We start from the raw sequence: 15,953 nt of genomic DNA, 5'->3' as shown, positions 1-15,953 counted from the left end.
AATCAGCATGGTCCTCCCTCTGCTCCATGAAATGCTCCGGCTGGATACCTCCATGAACCATTTACAAAAATGTCTGCTGTTTCAAACTCTCCACTTACCAGGCTATGCAGCGCCTTGGCATCTCCATGATATACACAAGACTCTGCATCTCCCACAAAGTTATCCAGATCCTTTTTATTGTCCAGAGTAAAGCCGAGGATTTCTTCGTCTTTCTTTAAAAGTTCGTACTCTTCTGGCATTATCTCCCGAATTCCAGCAAACAGTGACGGTGTCGAAAATATGCACATAGCACAACTACACCGGTTCCAACCAGCTCTATAACAAGGGTGTGGATTTACCTTGTGGCGTTTCAATACTTCCCACACATCTTTTTCTGAGTAGTCAATAACCGGACGCCACTGGTGTACTAATCTGTGTGCCTTGGCTGTGGCGTTGGTTCTGTGTATTTCCATTTCGTTGTACTTTGACCGCCCTGTTGATTCCCCGCGTCGCTCTCCGGAAACAACCAGTATTTTTACGTTCTTGCTGGTCTTGTCCAGGTTCGCTGTAACGCTGTCCTGCACGGCAGCTTTCAAGTTTCCACTGCACCAACGACCTTGATGAGTTCCGCCCTTGGCCGGGAACTTCTGGCGCTTCCCACCTATTTCTTCAAGTTCCCCCAGCTGGCTCAGGTTGTTCATAACGGAGTCTGCAACCATAATTTTCAGGTATGCACTGCACCAGCGACGGCTCAAATCTCCTGTTTTTGCTGGGAATTTCATTCTGTAACCGTACTCTTTGAGTTTCTCCTCCATTTCCTCTGTGGCGATCTCTTTCAGCTCCTGGCATTGTATGTATTTCCTAGACAGCTTGCACTGGCATATTTCCCCGGTGTCCGGGTCCATCCACTCAACCGGCTCACTTGCGCCGATCCTGTAAAGTTCTCCAAAAAATCCATTTACCCGCCAGGATAATCTCAGCGGTACCTGCTCGGCTTCTGCAAATGCTTTTACATAATTTTGTGTGCAACGCCAGTCCATTCTACGGGACGGGTGCCCGCCGTCTATGTCATGGTGCCATAGTTCAATTTTTCCTTTCGGCACGCCCAGCTCAATGAGTTTATAATAACAGGCTATACTGTCTTTTCCTCCGGACAGTAGTACCGCGATCATGTCGTATTCTTCCAGGGGGAGAAGTTCTTCCAGGTATATTTTTTTCATGTGTTCGGAATCCTTGCGACCTGATACTTTCGGCTTTATCCGTTTACCTTGCCCGTATATAGGCGTATCTTCGTGTCCATATATCACAGGAGTATCCTTTGTACACTCAATGTCTTTGATATAATTCATCTTTCCAAGAAGCCCGGTATACCATTGCCCCGGCCGGAGGCTGGCTCCTTTCTTGCTTGACTATCTTTTTTTCTTTGCCAGACATTCCAGCTGCCACACTACATCCAGCAGTGCAACTTCTACTTGCATCGTCTGGCATTGTTCTCTAATCTGGTGACAACGTTCTGCAACTCTCTCCCAGGCTCCAGCATCTTCCGGAAGAATACCGTTGTACTCTTCATACAGCTCCTGTACTTCTGGATATTCTTCCCAGAGAGCTTTTCGTTCCTGGGGTGTCAGCCAGATCATGGCAGCCTGTCGATCCGGACATAAATCCCAGGGACTTCCGCCCAGAACTTTTCCACGATCTCCGAAGCCACCAGTGCATCATCATCCCAGAAACCAACTTTCGTCATGCAGTCCTTTAATAGTTTCTGCAGATTGTCCGTATCCGGTTTGGAAAGTCTGTAGGTACCATCCAAATGTTTTCCCCTGGGGAAGCACCATTTTGTGATCAGCCTGACTCCACAGTGATATGGTTCATCTGGTACATGCTGTCCAAGATATGCCACCAGTTTCTGTCTGGCTGCTTTTAATTCCGGTGGCTCATAGAACACTGGCTTTCCTCCGGCAACCCTGACCTGTTTTTCCTGATGGGTTACAGTCGGCGGAACCATTGCCATGAAAAACTCAAATTCCAAAATCATCAACTCCTTTTTTCAGGTGATCAAGGTATGGTGCCCACCTGAGTGCGGGGGTGGGTGGTCGTCGTGCGTGAGCTTATCGCACGACTACCTACCCCCGCTAGGTGGGGTGCGCACATACACATATACGTAGTATATGGTTGCGCACCCCCCATTTTTGCGCACTGCTCACAACCATAAAAATAATGGTTTTGCGCACCGTGAACATCATTATAAAAAATATGGTTCTGCGCACTACTCTGTATCATGGTTGTGAGCACTCCTGCGCACCCTTTCTCCTGATGTATGTTTTTCCATCTTCACCAAAATATTTTTCAAATTTATTCCGCAATTCTTTCTTCTGACGCTTGCCTTCTCCCAGCCAGGAAAGTAACTCTTTTGCACTTGTTTCAAGTGCTTCTGCCAGCTCTGAAGCAGAAATTTCACGGCCATCAAATTCAATATTCTGGAATGCAATCTCAAACTCATTTAACTTACGCTCACGGTTCTTTTGAGCATTTTCTTTTCGCCTCTGGGACGCTTTTTCCCACGCAGGCTTATCATCTTCCAGCTGCAGGTCTTTCAGGCTTCCTACCTGATCAATCCTGTGTACCGGATAATCGAACCACATATTGACCGGATCAAACTTCGGGAACTCTCTTAAGGTTCCCTCAATTCTCCATGCAGTACGCGCCTGTACTTCCGCTTTCGCAGCCGTTATCTGCTTATCCAGGGCTATTTTCTGCCATTTATCCAGGTGTGCCTCACAGTAACCCAACATCTGTGCACTGCTCAACAGATCGTCCTGTGAGAGGTCATCCTGCCACTTATAATGTGCATCCAGATATGCTTTACAAGTTCCACAGACAGCCTTATTTTCTTCCTGTTTCATCAATGCCTCTGTCGGCTCTAGCTCGATCAAATCCAGAAGTGCATCCGGATCACGGGCAAATACACCGGATCCAGAAGCGCGGTCCATGGACTTCTTACCGCCCTGATTTCCTTTGCTGTGATGATGACAGTAGATCACGGCACAGCCAAGCTCTGTACACACTTTATCGAACTGGTTACAGAAGTTCGCCATCTGATCGGCACTGTTCTCATCACCAGTAATGACCTTATAAATCGGGTCTATAATGATCGCTACATAATTCTTCTTTGCTGCCCTTCTGATCAGCTTTGGTGCAAGCTTATCCATAGGCACAGACTTTCCTCGAAGGTTCCAGATATCAATGTTCTGCAGGTTGTCTGAGACATAGCCAAGGGACTCATATACATCTTTAAAACGGTGAAGACAGCTCGCCCGGTCAAGTTCCAGGTTCACGTACATCACACGTCCCTGCGCACAATGCCACTGCAGCCACTTCTTGCCCTCTGCTATGGCGATACACAGTTCAATCTGAAGGAAAGACTTACCAGCCTTGGATGGTCCAGAGATCAGCATCTTATGCCCTTTACGAAGCACCCCATCAATGAGACAGGGTGACAGCTCCGGAAGATTGTCCCAGACACTTTCCAGACCTTCCGGCTCCGGAAGATCATCATTCACACCTTCAATCCACTCATACCATTCATTCCAGGAGGATTTTCCTATGTTGGTATCTACAATGAACTGCTTCTTTTCCCCACGTTCTACACCGGGCATCCTGGACAATCTGGAAGGGTTCCGGTTCTGGGTATCTACATCAATCCCGTTCTTCTGGCAGACTTCATACAGATAATCAACGCGCTTCCTGTACTCGCCATAATCCGCTGCATCCACCCTCACGATTGCGTGAAGGCTTTTCTTTCCGGAATACACCAGGCAGGCAATGGGAAGCTCCAGCTCACGCAGGATGGCGTTCTGCTGGTCGATTTCCATGTGATCAGATTCTACAAGAGCATACCGGTATTCTGTTACATTTTCGTTTTTACAGCCGTTTCCATCCAGTGGGTTGAAACGGATCCACGCGCCAGCTTCCGGATTGTAATCGCCAAGCACTGCCCCTATGTCACCTTTGCAGGTGTTCAGCTGCTCGATCAGCTGTCCTGCAGTACGGTCCCAGCTTCCCTTTTGTGGAAGCCATCTGGTACCTTTCTCGTCTGTCTTTTCCCAACTTCCAGTTACGTACCCTACGTTTTCCCCAGCTTCAAACAGGGTTTCCAGATATGTGATCAGCTGCTCTGCCGGGTTCCAGTTCTTTGGTTCCTGGATCTCCCTGCCTTCCAGCCAGTTCTTATCCACTACTACACGGTCACTGTCTACCTGTATACTATCGTTCCAGTCCAGTTCATGGCCTTTTTCCGGCACCCATCCGCGCTCCATTGCCATCTGTACAATAGTCCCACCAGTTACCGGAGAGGAGGAACCAGAAAAACTTCTCCACTTCTTCTCACATTCTCCGGCATGGTACCGTCCAAAGTCCTTCTGGCTCCACTGATCCCAGACGCTTACCGGATAGCCTTCCAGTTTCAGTGCCATTCCGACATTCACCCAGTCCTGATAGCTCAGGGAACCGGGATCGATGTATTCAATTATCTCTGTAAGGCTTGTCCTCTGCTCCATGTTTATGCTCCTTTATATTCCTGTGGTACAATGTCGTTCGGGATCTTCCATCCGTTCCCGGCAATCCTGTCAATTAAATTCTTGGCTGTGTTAAACTGCCAGGTCCCCACATGTTTAAATCCCCTGCCCTCCAGGAAGCGGATCTGCTTCGGGGTAGTAAGTCCCTCATTTCTACGCTTGTCCAAACGGTCAAGAATCTTAGCTGCCTTCCCTGCATTCTCAATCTGATCCGGCATGATTCCCAGCTTTTCCAATGTCTGCTTCTGTTTGTCAGATGGCGGTCCCATCTCCCATCCAAAAGACGGAACATAACTGGACAGGTCTTCTGCCTGAATAGACATCTCGAACTGCAGTGGATCTACAAGCTTCTTTTTCCGTTTTTTCATCTCTGCCAGCTGTTTAGCCAGGGATTCCTCACGCTGTGCGACTACATCTTCTGAGGCAGTCTTTTCCGCCTCTTCAATATCAATAGCTATGCCGGCTTCTCGTTCCAGGTTCTCCGTCATCTTCTGGGCTACTTCTTCATTCTCACAGATCAGACTTGCGGGGTGGCACAGTTCATGCCGCTCTGTATGCCAAAGGAAATCCAACAGCAACAGATGATCTTTTCCTGTTTCTGGTGAAAGTCTTGTGCCACGTCCCACCATCTGGCAGTAAAGGCTTCTTACCTTTGTAGGTCTTAATACCACAATGCAATCAACTGACGGGCAGTCCCAGCCTTCTGTCAGGAGCATGGAATTACATAACACGTTGTATTTACCAGCATCAAAATCTTTTAATACCTCAGCCCTGTCCTGGCTGTCTCCGTTTACTTCTGCCGCCTGGAAACCATAAGCATTTAGGAGATCTCGGAACTTCTGGCTGGTCTTTACCAGCGGCAGAAATACCACAGTTTTTTTATCCATGCAGTATTTCTGCATCTCCTGGGCAATTCCTTCCAGGTATGGATCCAGCGCAGTACCAATCTCACTTGCCTTGAAGTCCCCTGCCTGTACAGAAACGTTGCTCATATCGATCTTGAGTGGAATTGTCAGCGCCTTGATCGGGGACAGGTATCCTTCCTTGATTGCCTTAGGAAGGGTGTACTCATAAGCCAGGGATTCAAAATATACGCCAAGGTTCCGCATATCCCCACGGTCTGGCGTTGCCGTTACGCCTAACACCTGTGCTTCCGGAAAATGCTGCAGCACTCTCTGATAGCTGTCAGATATACAGTGATGGGCTTCGTCAATAATGATGGTATTAAAATAATCAGCCGGGAAACTTCCCAGCCTCTTTTCTCTCATCAATGTCTGTACAGAGCCAACCACTACCCGGAACCAGCTGCCCTGGCAGGAGCTTTCTGCCTTTTCCAAGGCACATCCAAGCCCGGTTGTCTTCATCAGCTTATCTGCTGCCTGATCGAGCAGTTCCCCTCTGTGTGCCAGGATCAGTACGCGGTCACCTTTACGGACACATTCCTCTGTTACCTTGGCAAATACCACAGTCTTTCCACAGCCTGTAGGAAGGACCAGCAGGGTTTTTAACACCCCGCTGTCCCACTGTTCAAAAATAGCTTCCTTCGCTTCTTTTTGATACGGCCTTAGTTCCATTTTTAAAAGCCTCCCGGTGTAAATGCAGGTTTACTGGTATCCTTTGGATACAGCTTTTCAATGTAATTGAACTTCTTGTTTGGATCCTTAATTCCAGGCTTCAGTCCGATCTTAGCGCGCGCAGTCTTGCCAGGAAGTGCACTCCAGTCCATACGGAGTTCTTCTCCCTCCTTCTTAAGGCCAACGCCACGGAACAGCTCAGACAGCTTCCACTCCAAACTGGTATGCAGTACATAATTTTCACGGATGGTAACCTCACGTTCTGGAACATGCACCGTAAAATAAACAACTGCCATATTGCATGGAGGGAGCTTACCCTCACCTTTAGATCTGCTACGGTCAAATTTCTCAATTGTTACGTTATAATCCCCTTCTGGAATTGGCTCATAATCCTGGGCATCCTGTTTGATGGAATCCTCCCAGCCTAACTCTCTTCCTTCTGCTGCCATAAATTTTTATCCTCCTTTAATTGAACGGCACCTGTTGTGTCGCTTTCATTTCTTTGATCATTCCATAGACCTGTGGCCATGCCCCGATCAGACAGCCATTGATAAAGTCCATGTCATAATCTTTCACCTTTACATCAGAGGGATAATACCCTCTTGCTGCCACTACGTTCTGGATGTCCCATTCATCTACCTGGTTACTCTCCATCAGGTCACGTAAAGCTTTAGGGATTCCGGGATCAATGGTGCTGCTCCTTGCTGTCGGTTCCGGAGTCTTTTGTGGTTCATTAAGCGGAAGGTTCATCTGCTCCCCAACAGTAACAGCAGGTTCTGTCTTTGTAGCTTCCTGTACCGTAGTCGGCTGAGGCTGTACAGTTGGCTGAGCCTGTACCGGCTGCTGCGCTGGTACGGATTTTGGCTGTGTTTCTTTTACTGGCACGGCATTTCCCTCAATGATTGTCCGGATGGAATCATAACTGAATGGGACTTCATCTGGCAGACCGTAGCGGTTCTTTGCATCCCAGCAGGCATTGTGGGTGGTATACATCACACGCTCACCGCCCTGGGCTTTCCTCTTTTTCCCTTTATCATCCACCGCAATAGAGAATGTTTTATAATTGGCAAACAGTAGCATGTCCGCCCATTCCTTGATCAGTGGGGAGGTCTGGGATGCTGTTTTCTTTCCAAGCTTTAACTCCCATCTGTCATAAGCTCCCAGTTCATCCGGCTGTTCAAACTTCCGGATCTGCGCATGTGCAGTAAGGACCACGTTGACATCAGCCTCTACAACTTCTGTCAGCTGATTGAGGAATTTCCCCAATTCTTCTTTTACATAAACATAACCATTTCCGTAACCAAAGTCCTCAATACCGGACTTTCTGTGCTTGTCGCAGATATGCCGGATACACATAGATTCCGCCCAGTCAATGGTATCTATGACCAGTGTCTTGCACATAGTCGGATGTGTGCGGACATAATCCACCTGGTCCAGCAACATCTGCCAGCTGGACGCCTTGGGAAGTCTCGCAACATCCATTGAATTGGTACTTCCTTCCGTGTCAATAAACACCGGATCTGGGAACTTGCTGGCAAAAGTGGATTTGCCAATTCCCTCTGGTCCGTAAATGACCACCTTCTTTGCACAGGGGATCACGCCTCTGATAATTTCCATTTAAAATGCACCTGCCTTCCATGCTTTTGGCTGTGGTTCTTCCGGATGTTCCTGTCCAACCACATAACCGTCTTCAATAATAATGCTGCACTCATCACCAGTAGAAACTCTGGTAGCAATTGCCTGGAGTCCTTCTGCTTCCAGCCACTCTCCAAACTCCTGCAGTGTCTTTCTGTCCATCTGCTCCAGCTTGTCCAGAAGAACGAAACCGCACTGCGGGTTCAGTTTGCGGACAATAGCGGTAGAAACCTTCAGACGTTCCGCACCGGACATGTTGTCCCACTTCTGGCCTTTATAGACCAGCTCTCCATCTTTTACGGATAGCTCTGGAAGAGGAAGCTCTGCAGAAGTCAGAAGCTCATTCTTCTTATCCCTTGTCTCTTCCAGCTGCTTTGTTAGATTGTCGTACTTGGTACGGTACTCTTTGGCGTCATCCTCCGCTTTTTCCTTATCCAGGTTGGCTCTGACTTTACGGTTGATTTCCTCGATATTGGAGATATTAGCTTCCAGTTCTTCTGTGGACTGATCCGTCAGATCCTTTGCAGAAGTCTCTGCAATATCCAGATCTTTTACCAGCTGCAGATGTTTCTGCTTGGCTGCTTCCAGAAGCTCAGACAATCTGATTACTTCCTCATGGGCACGCTTCACAGATTCCCTGAGCTGTGCAGCCTGATCGCGTTTTCTCTGGTTTTCTCCATTCTTTGCCAAAATCTCCTGTTGCTGTCTGATCAGCTCAGAGGGTGACACCAGATCTCTTGGAGCCTCCGGGTAATAAGGCTGCTCTTTTGCAAATTTCTCTTTCTGATCAGCGGTACGTCCTACATACAGACGCTCCTGGTAAAGCTCTTTTTCTTCCTTTTCCAGTTCTGCAAGCTGAGGTCCCACGCCAATGATCTGCAAAAGCACTTTTGCCTTCTCTGTTCCGGAGGCTTCCATAAATCTTGGAAGATCCAGGGCAAGCTGTTCCACAAATTCATTAAGCAACTGCTGTCCGGTCTTCTGACCATTCGGGTCCGTAACCTTGAGGGCACTATTCTTTCCCTTACGCTCCACTACCAAACCATTGTTCATCACAATATGTAAGTTCGGCGGCACCATGGAGCCTTCTCTTGTACTCTGGGAAGGTTTGTAACGTTCCCCGCCAAGTGCCCAGGCGATGGAATCCAGAACTGAGGTTTTGCCCTGCTGGTTATCTCCGCCAATGATGGTTAAGCCGTTCTGTGCAGGTTCCAACTTTACTGCTTTGATACGTTTTACATTCTCGATTTCGAGACGGTTAATCTTCATGCTCATATCTTATCTTTTCTCCTTTTTCAAAAACTCAAAATCATTTAGCAGTTTCTCCATCAGTTTTTCTGGTTCCTGCACTGCCATAATATCTTCATAACGCGCTTCCGCCAGGAGCGCATCCCCTAAGATTGGAGAACCATGTCTTGGCATGTCGTACATCCAGCTTCCAAAACGATTTAATGGCAAATTCTTAAAATGCCCTTCCTCATCTACCAACATAATCACTGGTCCCTGAAAGTAATTATTCATTTTGACAGTATGGACAGTTTCAAAATGGCCTCCTAAAGCTTTTTGAATACTCTTGAAATCGTCAAAATTCACATCAATGATTGAGATTTCGTTATCTGCTGAAATTTTTAATGTTTTCATTGATTTTTCTCTCTTTCTCCTCTACAATAAGAGGGTGATAAACTGTTTTTGTCCATTTGGACACCGGATCCTGATGAGCTCCCAACTCTCAGGATCCATTTTCTTTTAACAACCGTGTAAGATGCTCCCTGGCTGCTTCGTAGTTTTTAACGGATTCTTTCATCAGCGCTTCGTCACGATAAATATCATAAGTAGTCATTTTACTTTCTGTTGGTTCCTCCACCCAAACCCGGCATGGATATCCAGCTAATCCTATTTCGAAACTTATATGGATTCCGCTTGCTATAGTTTTCTTCGAAAGCTCATACAACTCATCTATCATTTTTTCTAAAATCATGGCCTCCTCCCTTCCGGCTTGGCTCTTCTTTTGGGCTACATTGCTGCTCATTAATTTTTCAGTAATGAGTGAATCCAAATTACAACTAAAATTCCTAGCGCAACTAATTCACCAACGCTCATGTTCTCTTCCCTTCTGGCTCTGTGCCCTGTATCAGCATCCACGCAAGCATTGATAATGCCAGTGCTCCTGCAACCTGCAGTCCGTCCCACTGCCAGAACGGCAGGTATGTAGCAAGGGTGCCTATGATGACAGATATGATTATGTTACGCTTCATTCCCAGTCTCTCCTTCCACAACAGCCCGGTTGCTCCAGCCAATCATTTGTACCAGCTTTTCCGGATGAAATGCCGGAGCATACTTTCTGGCATTGCGATCCAGAAGCTGGCGCCGATAAGTAAGATAATCAATGAACACCAGAACGTTGATCAGGACAATGTTTCCATCCCGGATAATGGCATAATCGTTATAACGCCCTGTTTTGATTTCATCTTCAATTTCAAACAATCTTGTCCGCACAGTTCCGGCACTAATCTGGAACTCTTTTGTAAGCTGCTCTTTTCTCATGTACGGATATCCCCGTATGGATTCTGTGTAAACCATCTTTTATTTACCTCCCGTTATCTTCTCATGCTAAGTGCAAGGCAAATTATTGCTATCGAATTCAACAGCGTTGCAAATAAATTTATCAGTAATGCTGTATTCTCTATCTTCCTCATCTCCTTTTCTGTTACTTCTCCAAATTTCATTGACTTTTCTTCCTTACACTCCTATTCTGTAAATATCGGTACTGTCATGCCAAATACATAAGAAAGAAGGTACTAATAATGTCAGAAAAAAATTCTTTTCCTTTTGATATTCCTGAACTTCCAGATTCAGTTGATAATGCTTTAAAAAATCTCTCCGATGCCCCAACAAAATCAATTGGTCAAACTCTATCTGATGCATGGTTTTTAGTTTTTGGAGGAATTTCTCACCAAGCTAATAAACGCCGCATGAAATATGCCCATGATTTGGAGATATACAATTACGAATTGTCTCAGGCAATTGCTAATGTCCCTCCCGAAAACCTTATTGAGCCGGATATTCAAACAACTGCTCAAGCACTTGAAAATTCTAAATACTGTATCGAATCAGAAGAACTTCGCAAAATGTTCGTCAATTTAATCAGTAAGTCCGTAAACTGTGCTTATGTTGAAAAAGTTCACCCTTCATTCGCCGAAATAATTAAACAAATGAGCCCTTTAGATGCACGTATTTTAAAAAGCATGAATCCACGTTACAGTTTTCCACTTGTTGACTATGTTCTGAGTAGCTCTACTGCGAATAAATTTAGAGAGACGTTTGAAATTAATCTTTCAAATGTCTATATTCCCAATCTTTCTGGAGTAAATATACAACAAGCAAGCAGTTCAATTTCTTCCTTAAGCAGACTGGGGATAGTTACAATTGAAACTCAGTCTACAATTACAGACTCTAGTGTTTATGCGCCTTATGAGCAAACTGACTATTACCTAGAATTTTCGCGTAAAGCACGACAATTTTACGCATCTAAGAGAGCTGATCTTCATAAATATCTAGGGCAATTCACTCCTCTAGGCAAGAATTTCTTTGAAGTTTGCGTAAAATAGATAATGTGTTCTCATTATTCTTAGTTGTCATTTCGCACATGTCTTTAACATAGCCATCTACCTTTTTGAAATAGTAGGTGGCTAATATTTTAGTAGTGATCACTGACACTAAAATACTTGCTCCAATAATTTCCATCTTGCTTCATCTCCTTTCCTGTATTTGCTTGTAGTCTTTTATCTTTTTTATTTTCAGCTCACCTCCTTCTGCTCGTCTGTTGCAAACAGATAGTCAAGTGTCTTGTCTGGAAACATTAATTGTTTTATGAGCACGCATTCTTTTAATGAAAGAGAACTCTTTCCGTTTAGCTTAAAAGAAAGTGTCGTTGGTGTTACCTGTAACATTTCGGCCATCTGCAATTGGGTTATCTTGGATCTTGCCATTTCAGCTTCCAAGTTAGGAAACATTTCCTCACCTCCGTCTCTTTGTTACGATTTTTCGTGATTACATTTACAGTATATACGATTTTTCGTGATTGTCAATATGTTTTTCTCGAATTTTTGAGATTTTATTTTTGATTTATATATATTTATATTGATTTTTCGAGATTTTAGTGTTAATATAGCGTTAAAGATACAAAGAAAGGTAGGCATTATATATGCAAGAATTAGAATCTAAGATAAAAGAATTAATAATATCCAGATATGGAAGCTTAAAAAAATTCTCAGAGAAAATAAATATGCCTTGGACTACTTTAGACAGTATCTTAAAAAGAGGAATCGCAAATTCTAACATCACAAATGTCCTTAAAATAACACGCGAATTAGGACTTGACGCGGAAAAGCTTGTCGATGGAGAATTATTATTTACGTCTGAAGAACCTACCACTCTTGCAGCTCATTTTGATGGCGAAGAATACACCGAAGACGAATTGAATGAAATTCGCCAGTTTGCAGAATTTGTAAAAAACAAAAGGAAATAATTGGCAGATCTGCCAGAATGTACATTGACAATATAATATATTTGCCCAGGGAACTGGGGGACGTGCTCTTTGCCTAATCCGGACACCTTACGGAGGAGGTGAAGTTTATGAGCGATTACGAGACATTTATGATTATGTTGACTTTTGCTAATTTAATCGTAGCCATACTTACATATGCACATAAAAAATAGCCGTCCTAATCTTTGGCGAGATCAACGGCTATTTTTTAGCTAACTATATTCGCTGGATTGGGTGAAGTGCAGTCACCTTCCAGCTCCCTTGTTAAATATATTATATGTCACTCCAAAATATTTGTCAATTTTCTTTTTGGGAAGCAGCTGTACAGATTTTTGTACACGTATTGAGATATACTAGAGCGGGAGGTGTTTACAATGAGCACATATGAGGAATTACAAGACCAGGCCTGCGCGGACGGTATAGACGTAATGGACTATGAATTTAATAGTCCAAACATAAAAGGCTTATATTGTAACAGCACTGTAGCAATCAATAAATCCATTTCAACCCAGGCTGAAAAATCATGTGTACTGGCCGAAGAGCTTGGCCACCACTACACTACTGTTGGTGACATTATTGATCAGTCTGAGGTCAGCAACCGAAAACAGGAATACAGAGCCCGTCTCTTTGGTTACAACCTTAAAATTGGATTAATTGGGATTGTGCATGCCTATGAAGCCGGATGCCGTACTTTATATGAAATGGCAGAATATCTGGATGCTACAGAAGAATATTTAAAAGAAGCACTGGATTGTTATCATTCCATACATGGGGTTTATGCTACTTTAGACAATTACATAATTTTCTTTGAGCCTACATTTACGGTAATGAAAACAGTTGCTGAACCAAACCATTTTATTGGTTTATAAAAGGATATTAAATGAACACAGTAAAATCGAATTTTAGCTTAAATTCTTTTAGTGATATTGAATACCGAGCATTAAACCGATTAAAAAATGCTAAAATAGATGAAGATTTTCAGGGAGAACTAAATCTCACAATTCATAGACCCTCGTTTTGCGATTTTTGTATATCAGAGGGGCTAATACGCTTATCCACTAGCACTGAAGATCAAAAACTATTAACAATAGCTGTTTATAAAACTTATTTGCATGAACATCACCTTAAAGTCTCTGGAAATAAGCAAGAATTAATCAACCGTATTAACAACTTCGATTCTTCTTTTTTTGGAAAAAAACACTACATTTTAACAGATAAAGGAAAAGAACTGCTTTATAGCTTCTGGGATTCGCGCGAAAATCGTCCTACACTCGCGCCAGAAGAACGGCTTAAATCCAAATTGAATAAATATAATATTCCTATGTCCATTTATAATAAACACAGACAACTTTTTCCGCCCTGTTATTCTGATAATGATGTAATATGGAATATTTTTAACGATCGTATATTAGAGTATTCTTTCCAATCTAAATATACTGATTTAAGAGAAACTTATTTAAATATGGCACTACTTTTAGAAGACGATAAAATGTATGTCAAAGCATTCAGCTATTTTTGCATGACTATTTGTTTTGACATAAATGGATATTCCCGATTAAACCAACCGACTCTTATTGCATGGATTGCTAATCGCTTATTTTACCTACGCAAACACTATTCGGAAGTTCTGCCAAGTATTATCTATTCGCAATGTCTGTTCAATAAACAATATTGTTCGGAAGAAAATTTTTCAGCTCTTATTAGCGATTTAGTAACCGCTGAAAAAGCTTTTTCTAATGAAGAATGCAAAATATTACTACAAAAATATGCTTTTTCTAATCCAACAACCGAGGAAAAGGCAATTTATGCCAATCAAAACAAGGAGGAATATTCCATGGCAAACTATGTTACGATTACAAGTGATAAAAGAAAGAAGACGGCTCTTCTATTATGTGTCTTTTTAGGGATGTTTGGGGCACATCAGTATTATGTCGGAAAGATTGGAAAGGGTATTTTATATACCTGTACTTTTGGACTGTTCGGCATCGGATGGATTGTTGATATCTTTAAAATAGCACTCGGAAATTTCCGCGATAATACAGGTGCACCGCTTCGCCAGTAAATAATAAAGTCCTAAAAATAACTAAATAAAAGAAAAACCGGCTCCTGCGCCAACAGGAACCGGCGAGCACATCCGAAGATGTACGCTACTTTCAGCAAAGATATTGTATCATCTTCGGTGCAGCCATGCAAGCGGAACCTTTGTTCGCGCAGGCTGTTATTTTTGTACTTATTTTTCCCGGCACTTGCGCCGGCTCAACCAAAAAAGAAACCATCTCGGTGATTCTGCCGGAATGGTCCGTATAAGGAGGATGATATCATGTGGGTTGAAGAATCGAAAAATGGCAAATTCAAATTCTGCGAGCGGTATGAGGACTATTTGACTGGAAAAACAAAACGTGTATCTGTCACAATGGACAAGAATACCCCTCAGTCCAGAAAAACAGCACAGAAGACTTTGGAATTAAAAATCCAGCAGGCTATGGGAGCCTGTCCAGATCATCAGTGCACCTTAAAAGAATTGGTTGAGGAATATAGAAAAGATCAGAAAAAGACCGTTAAACAATCTACATACTCCCGAAATTATTTTGCCTGCAATGCCATTATGAAAATGCTTGGTGAAAGTACAATTGTGGAGCACATGACTGCCAAGTATGTCCGCAGCAGGTTTCGTGATTCTGGAAAGGAAAACAGCACTTTAAATGAACACCTTACTCGTTTCCGCGCTCTGATCCGCTGGGGATATAGTAACGATATGATCAGTGACATTACTTTTCTGGAGAAAATAGAACCTTTCAAGGATCTTCCTCATAAACAAAAAATACAGGATAAGTACCTGGAATCAGATCAGCTCAAAGCCTTATTGGATGGAATGGATCACACTCTTTGGAGACTGTGTACTGAATTCATGGCGCTGTCTGGTCTGAGAGTTGGTGAGCTGATTGCCTTGGACCGTATAGATGTGGATTTTAAAAACAAGGTGATCCATGTAACAAAAAACTATGATTATATAAACCAGATCGTCACATCTCCAAAGAGCTTTTGTTCGATCAGGGATGTGTATATGCAGGAGGAACTGGAAAATGTATGCAAACAATTAAATGCGCTGATGCTCCGCCGACGCTTAATGTTTAATATTGGAAAGCCAGCCCTGTTTCTCTTTTCCAGGAATGGAACTTATATACACTATTATTCCTACAATAAATATTTAAGGGAAAACTCCAAGCGTGTCTTAGGGCGTGCTATCACCCCACATGCCCTGCGTCATACCCATGCCTCTCTTCTCTTGGAGCAAGGTATCAGCATTGATACCATCTCTAGGAGACTCGGACACGAAAACAGCAAGGTTACCAAAGAAATATACTTACATGTCACAAAAAAGCTCACGGAGAAAGACAACGAACAGATTGCAAAAGTATCTATTTTTTAAAGTTGCCCCTTTTCTGCCCCTTTTATTGAAACAGGTATTTAGTGCCACATTGAAAACACCGCATAAAATCAATATTTTTCCGCTGTCAAGATGGAATTAATTCAAGTCCCATCTTCCGCATTTTTTATTGCTTAAAAGTAAAAAAGTGTCTTCGACACTTCAACTCCCCTGCCCCTCAATCTTGAGGGGATAGGGGTTTCTTTTTTTCAACTTTT

The 15,953-nt window shown here is 43.5% G+C and carries 20 protein-coding genes; 6 read left to right on the top strand and 14 right to left on the bottom strand.

Annotated features, from left to right (window positions below; all coding sequences use genetic code 11):
• Window positions 1-2 precede the first annotated feature (2 nt).
• The 13 genes from AB5170_RS01825 to AB5170_RS01765 form a co-directional block, all read right to left on the bottom strand.
• Entirely contained in the window at window positions 3-1,199 is a 1,197-nt protein-coding gene (locus AB5170_RS01825; protein ID WP_243881980.1) for a phosphoadenosine phosphosulfate reductase family protein, read from the bottom strand.
• A 189-nt stretch (window positions 1,200-1,388) separates the two neighbouring features.
• A complete protein-coding gene (locus AB5170_RS01820) occupies window positions 1,389-1,616 on the bottom strand; it encodes a hypothetical protein (RefSeq protein ID WP_173772654.1) in 228 nt (75 codons plus the stop codon).
• Window positions 1,613-2,014, bottom strand: coding sequence for a RusA family crossover junction endodeoxyribonuclease (locus tag AB5170_RS01815; RefSeq protein WP_226837535.1), 402 nt, complete (start codon window positions 2,012-2,014; stop codon window positions 1,613-1,615). Before AB5170_RS01815 ends, AB5170_RS01820 begins: the two co-directional genes overlap by 4 nt.
• A gap of 241 nt (window positions 2,015-2,255) precedes the next feature.
• Window positions 2,256-4,535 carry an AAA family ATPase gene (locus AB5170_RS01810; RefSeq protein WP_173772652.1) on the bottom strand — a complete coding sequence of 760 codons (2,280 nt, stop codon included), beginning with the start codon at window positions 4,533-4,535 and terminating at the stop codon, window positions 2,256-2,258.
• A 2-nt stretch (window positions 4,536-4,537) separates the two neighbouring features.
• Window positions 4,538-6,127 carry a DEAD/DEAH box helicase gene (locus tag AB5170_RS01805; protein ID WP_173772650.1) on the bottom strand — a complete coding sequence of 530 codons (1,590 nt, stop codon included), beginning with the start codon at window positions 6,125-6,127 and terminating at the stop codon, window positions 4,538-4,540.
• A gap of 2 nt (window positions 6,128-6,129) precedes the next feature.
• Window positions 6,130-6,576 (bottom strand): hypothetical protein, encoded by a 447-nt coding sequence (locus AB5170_RS01800; RefSeq protein WP_173772648.1) that lies wholly within the window; start codon window positions 6,574-6,576, stop codon window positions 6,130-6,132.
• A gap of 16 nt (window positions 6,577-6,592) precedes the next feature.
• Entirely contained in the window at window positions 6,593-7,744 is a 1,152-nt protein-coding gene (locus AB5170_RS01795) for an ATP-binding protein (RefSeq protein WP_173772646.1), read from the bottom strand.
• A complete protein-coding gene (locus AB5170_RS01790; RefSeq protein WP_173772644.1) occupies window positions 7,745-9,037 on the bottom strand; it encodes an AAA family ATPase in 1,293 nt (430 codons plus the stop codon). It abuts the gene before it with no gap.
• A 3-nt stretch (window positions 9,038-9,040) separates the two neighbouring features.
• Window positions 9,041-9,403, bottom strand: coding sequence for a DUF3846 domain-containing protein (locus AB5170_RS01785; protein WP_173772642.1), 363 nt, complete (start codon window positions 9,401-9,403; stop codon window positions 9,041-9,043).
• Between the two features lie 88 nt (window positions 9,404-9,491).
• A complete protein-coding gene (locus tag AB5170_RS01780) occupies window positions 9,492-9,740 on the bottom strand; it encodes a hypothetical protein (RefSeq protein ID WP_173772640.1) in 249 nt (82 codons plus the stop codon).
• 118 nt (window positions 9,741-9,858) lie between these two features.
• Window positions 9,859-10,017 carry a hypothetical protein gene (locus AB5170_RS01775; RefSeq protein WP_173772639.1) on the bottom strand — a complete coding sequence of 53 codons (159 nt, stop codon included), beginning with the start codon at window positions 10,015-10,017 and terminating at the stop codon, window positions 9,859-9,861.
• The gene (locus tag AB5170_RS01770) at window positions 10,007-10,342 is read right to left on the bottom strand and encodes a hypothetical protein (protein ID WP_148463810.1); all 336 of its coding nucleotides are present in this window, start codon (window positions 10,340-10,342) and stop codon (window positions 10,007-10,009) included. The genes AB5170_RS01775 and AB5170_RS01770 overlap by 11 nt, the downstream gene beginning before the upstream one ends.
• A 17-nt stretch (window positions 10,343-10,359) precedes the next feature.
• Entirely contained in the window at window positions 10,360-10,488 is a 129-nt protein-coding gene (locus AB5170_RS01765; RefSeq protein ID WP_270414050.1) for a hypothetical protein, read from the bottom strand.
• A gap of 78 nt (window positions 10,489-10,566) precedes the next feature.
• Here AB5170_RS01765 and AB5170_RS01760 point away from each other — a divergent pair, with 78 nt between their 5' ends.
• On the top strand, window positions 10,567-11,370 hold the full coding sequence (locus AB5170_RS01760; RefSeq protein ID WP_173772636.1) for a DUF4393 domain-containing protein: 804 nt from the start codon (window positions 10,567-10,569) through the stop codon (window positions 11,368-11,370).
• A gap of 189 nt (window positions 11,371-11,559) precedes the next feature.
• Here the strand turns inward: AB5170_RS01760 and AB5170_RS01755 are convergent, their stop codons facing one another.
• On the bottom strand, window positions 11,560-11,775 hold the full coding sequence (locus AB5170_RS01755; RefSeq protein WP_173772634.1) for a helix-turn-helix transcriptional regulator: 216 nt from the start codon (window positions 11,773-11,775) through the stop codon (window positions 11,560-11,562).
• A gap of 191 nt (window positions 11,776-11,966) precedes the next feature.
• Here AB5170_RS01755 and AB5170_RS01750 point away from each other — a divergent pair, with 191 nt between their 5' ends.
• From AB5170_RS01750 to AB5170_RS01730, 5 genes are all read left to right on the top strand, one after another.
• On the top strand, window positions 11,967-12,290 hold the full coding sequence (locus AB5170_RS01750) for an XRE family transcriptional regulator (RefSeq protein ID WP_173772632.1): 324 nt from the start codon (window positions 11,967-11,969) through the stop codon (window positions 12,288-12,290).
• A 107-nt stretch (window positions 12,291-12,397) separates the two neighbouring features.
• A complete protein-coding gene (locus AB5170_RS01745; protein WP_226815750.1) occupies window positions 12,398-12,481 on the top strand; it encodes a putative holin-like toxin in 84 nt (27 codons plus the stop codon).
• Window positions 12,482-12,682: 201 nt separating this feature from the next.
• Window positions 12,683-13,177 carry an ImmA/IrrE family metallo-endopeptidase gene (locus tag AB5170_RS01740; protein WP_173772630.1) on the top strand — a complete coding sequence of 165 codons (495 nt, stop codon included), beginning with the start codon at window positions 12,683-12,685 and terminating at the stop codon, window positions 13,175-13,177.
• Window positions 13,178-13,188: 11 nt separating this feature from the next.
• Window positions 13,189-14,370, top strand: coding sequence for an NINE protein (locus tag AB5170_RS01735; protein ID WP_243881979.1), 1,182 nt, complete (start codon window positions 13,189-13,191; stop codon window positions 14,368-14,370).
• Window positions 14,371-14,628: 258 nt separating this feature from the next.
• Entirely contained in the window at window positions 14,629-15,738 is a 1,110-nt protein-coding gene (locus AB5170_RS01730) for a tyrosine recombinase XerC (protein ID WP_173772626.1), read from the top strand.
• Window positions 15,739-15,953 lie beyond the last annotated feature (215 nt).

The sequence above is a fragment of the Ruminococcus sp. RTP21484sp1_RTP21281st1_A8_RTP21281_210402 genome, assembly GCF_040914025.1.
Taxonomy (GTDB): domain Bacteria; phylum Bacillota; class Clostridia; order Lachnospirales; family Lachnospiraceae; genus Blautia_A; species Blautia_A faecis.
The sequence above is the reverse complement of the archived record's forward strand: the minus strand, read 5'-3'. Positions and strand labels throughout refer to the sequence as shown.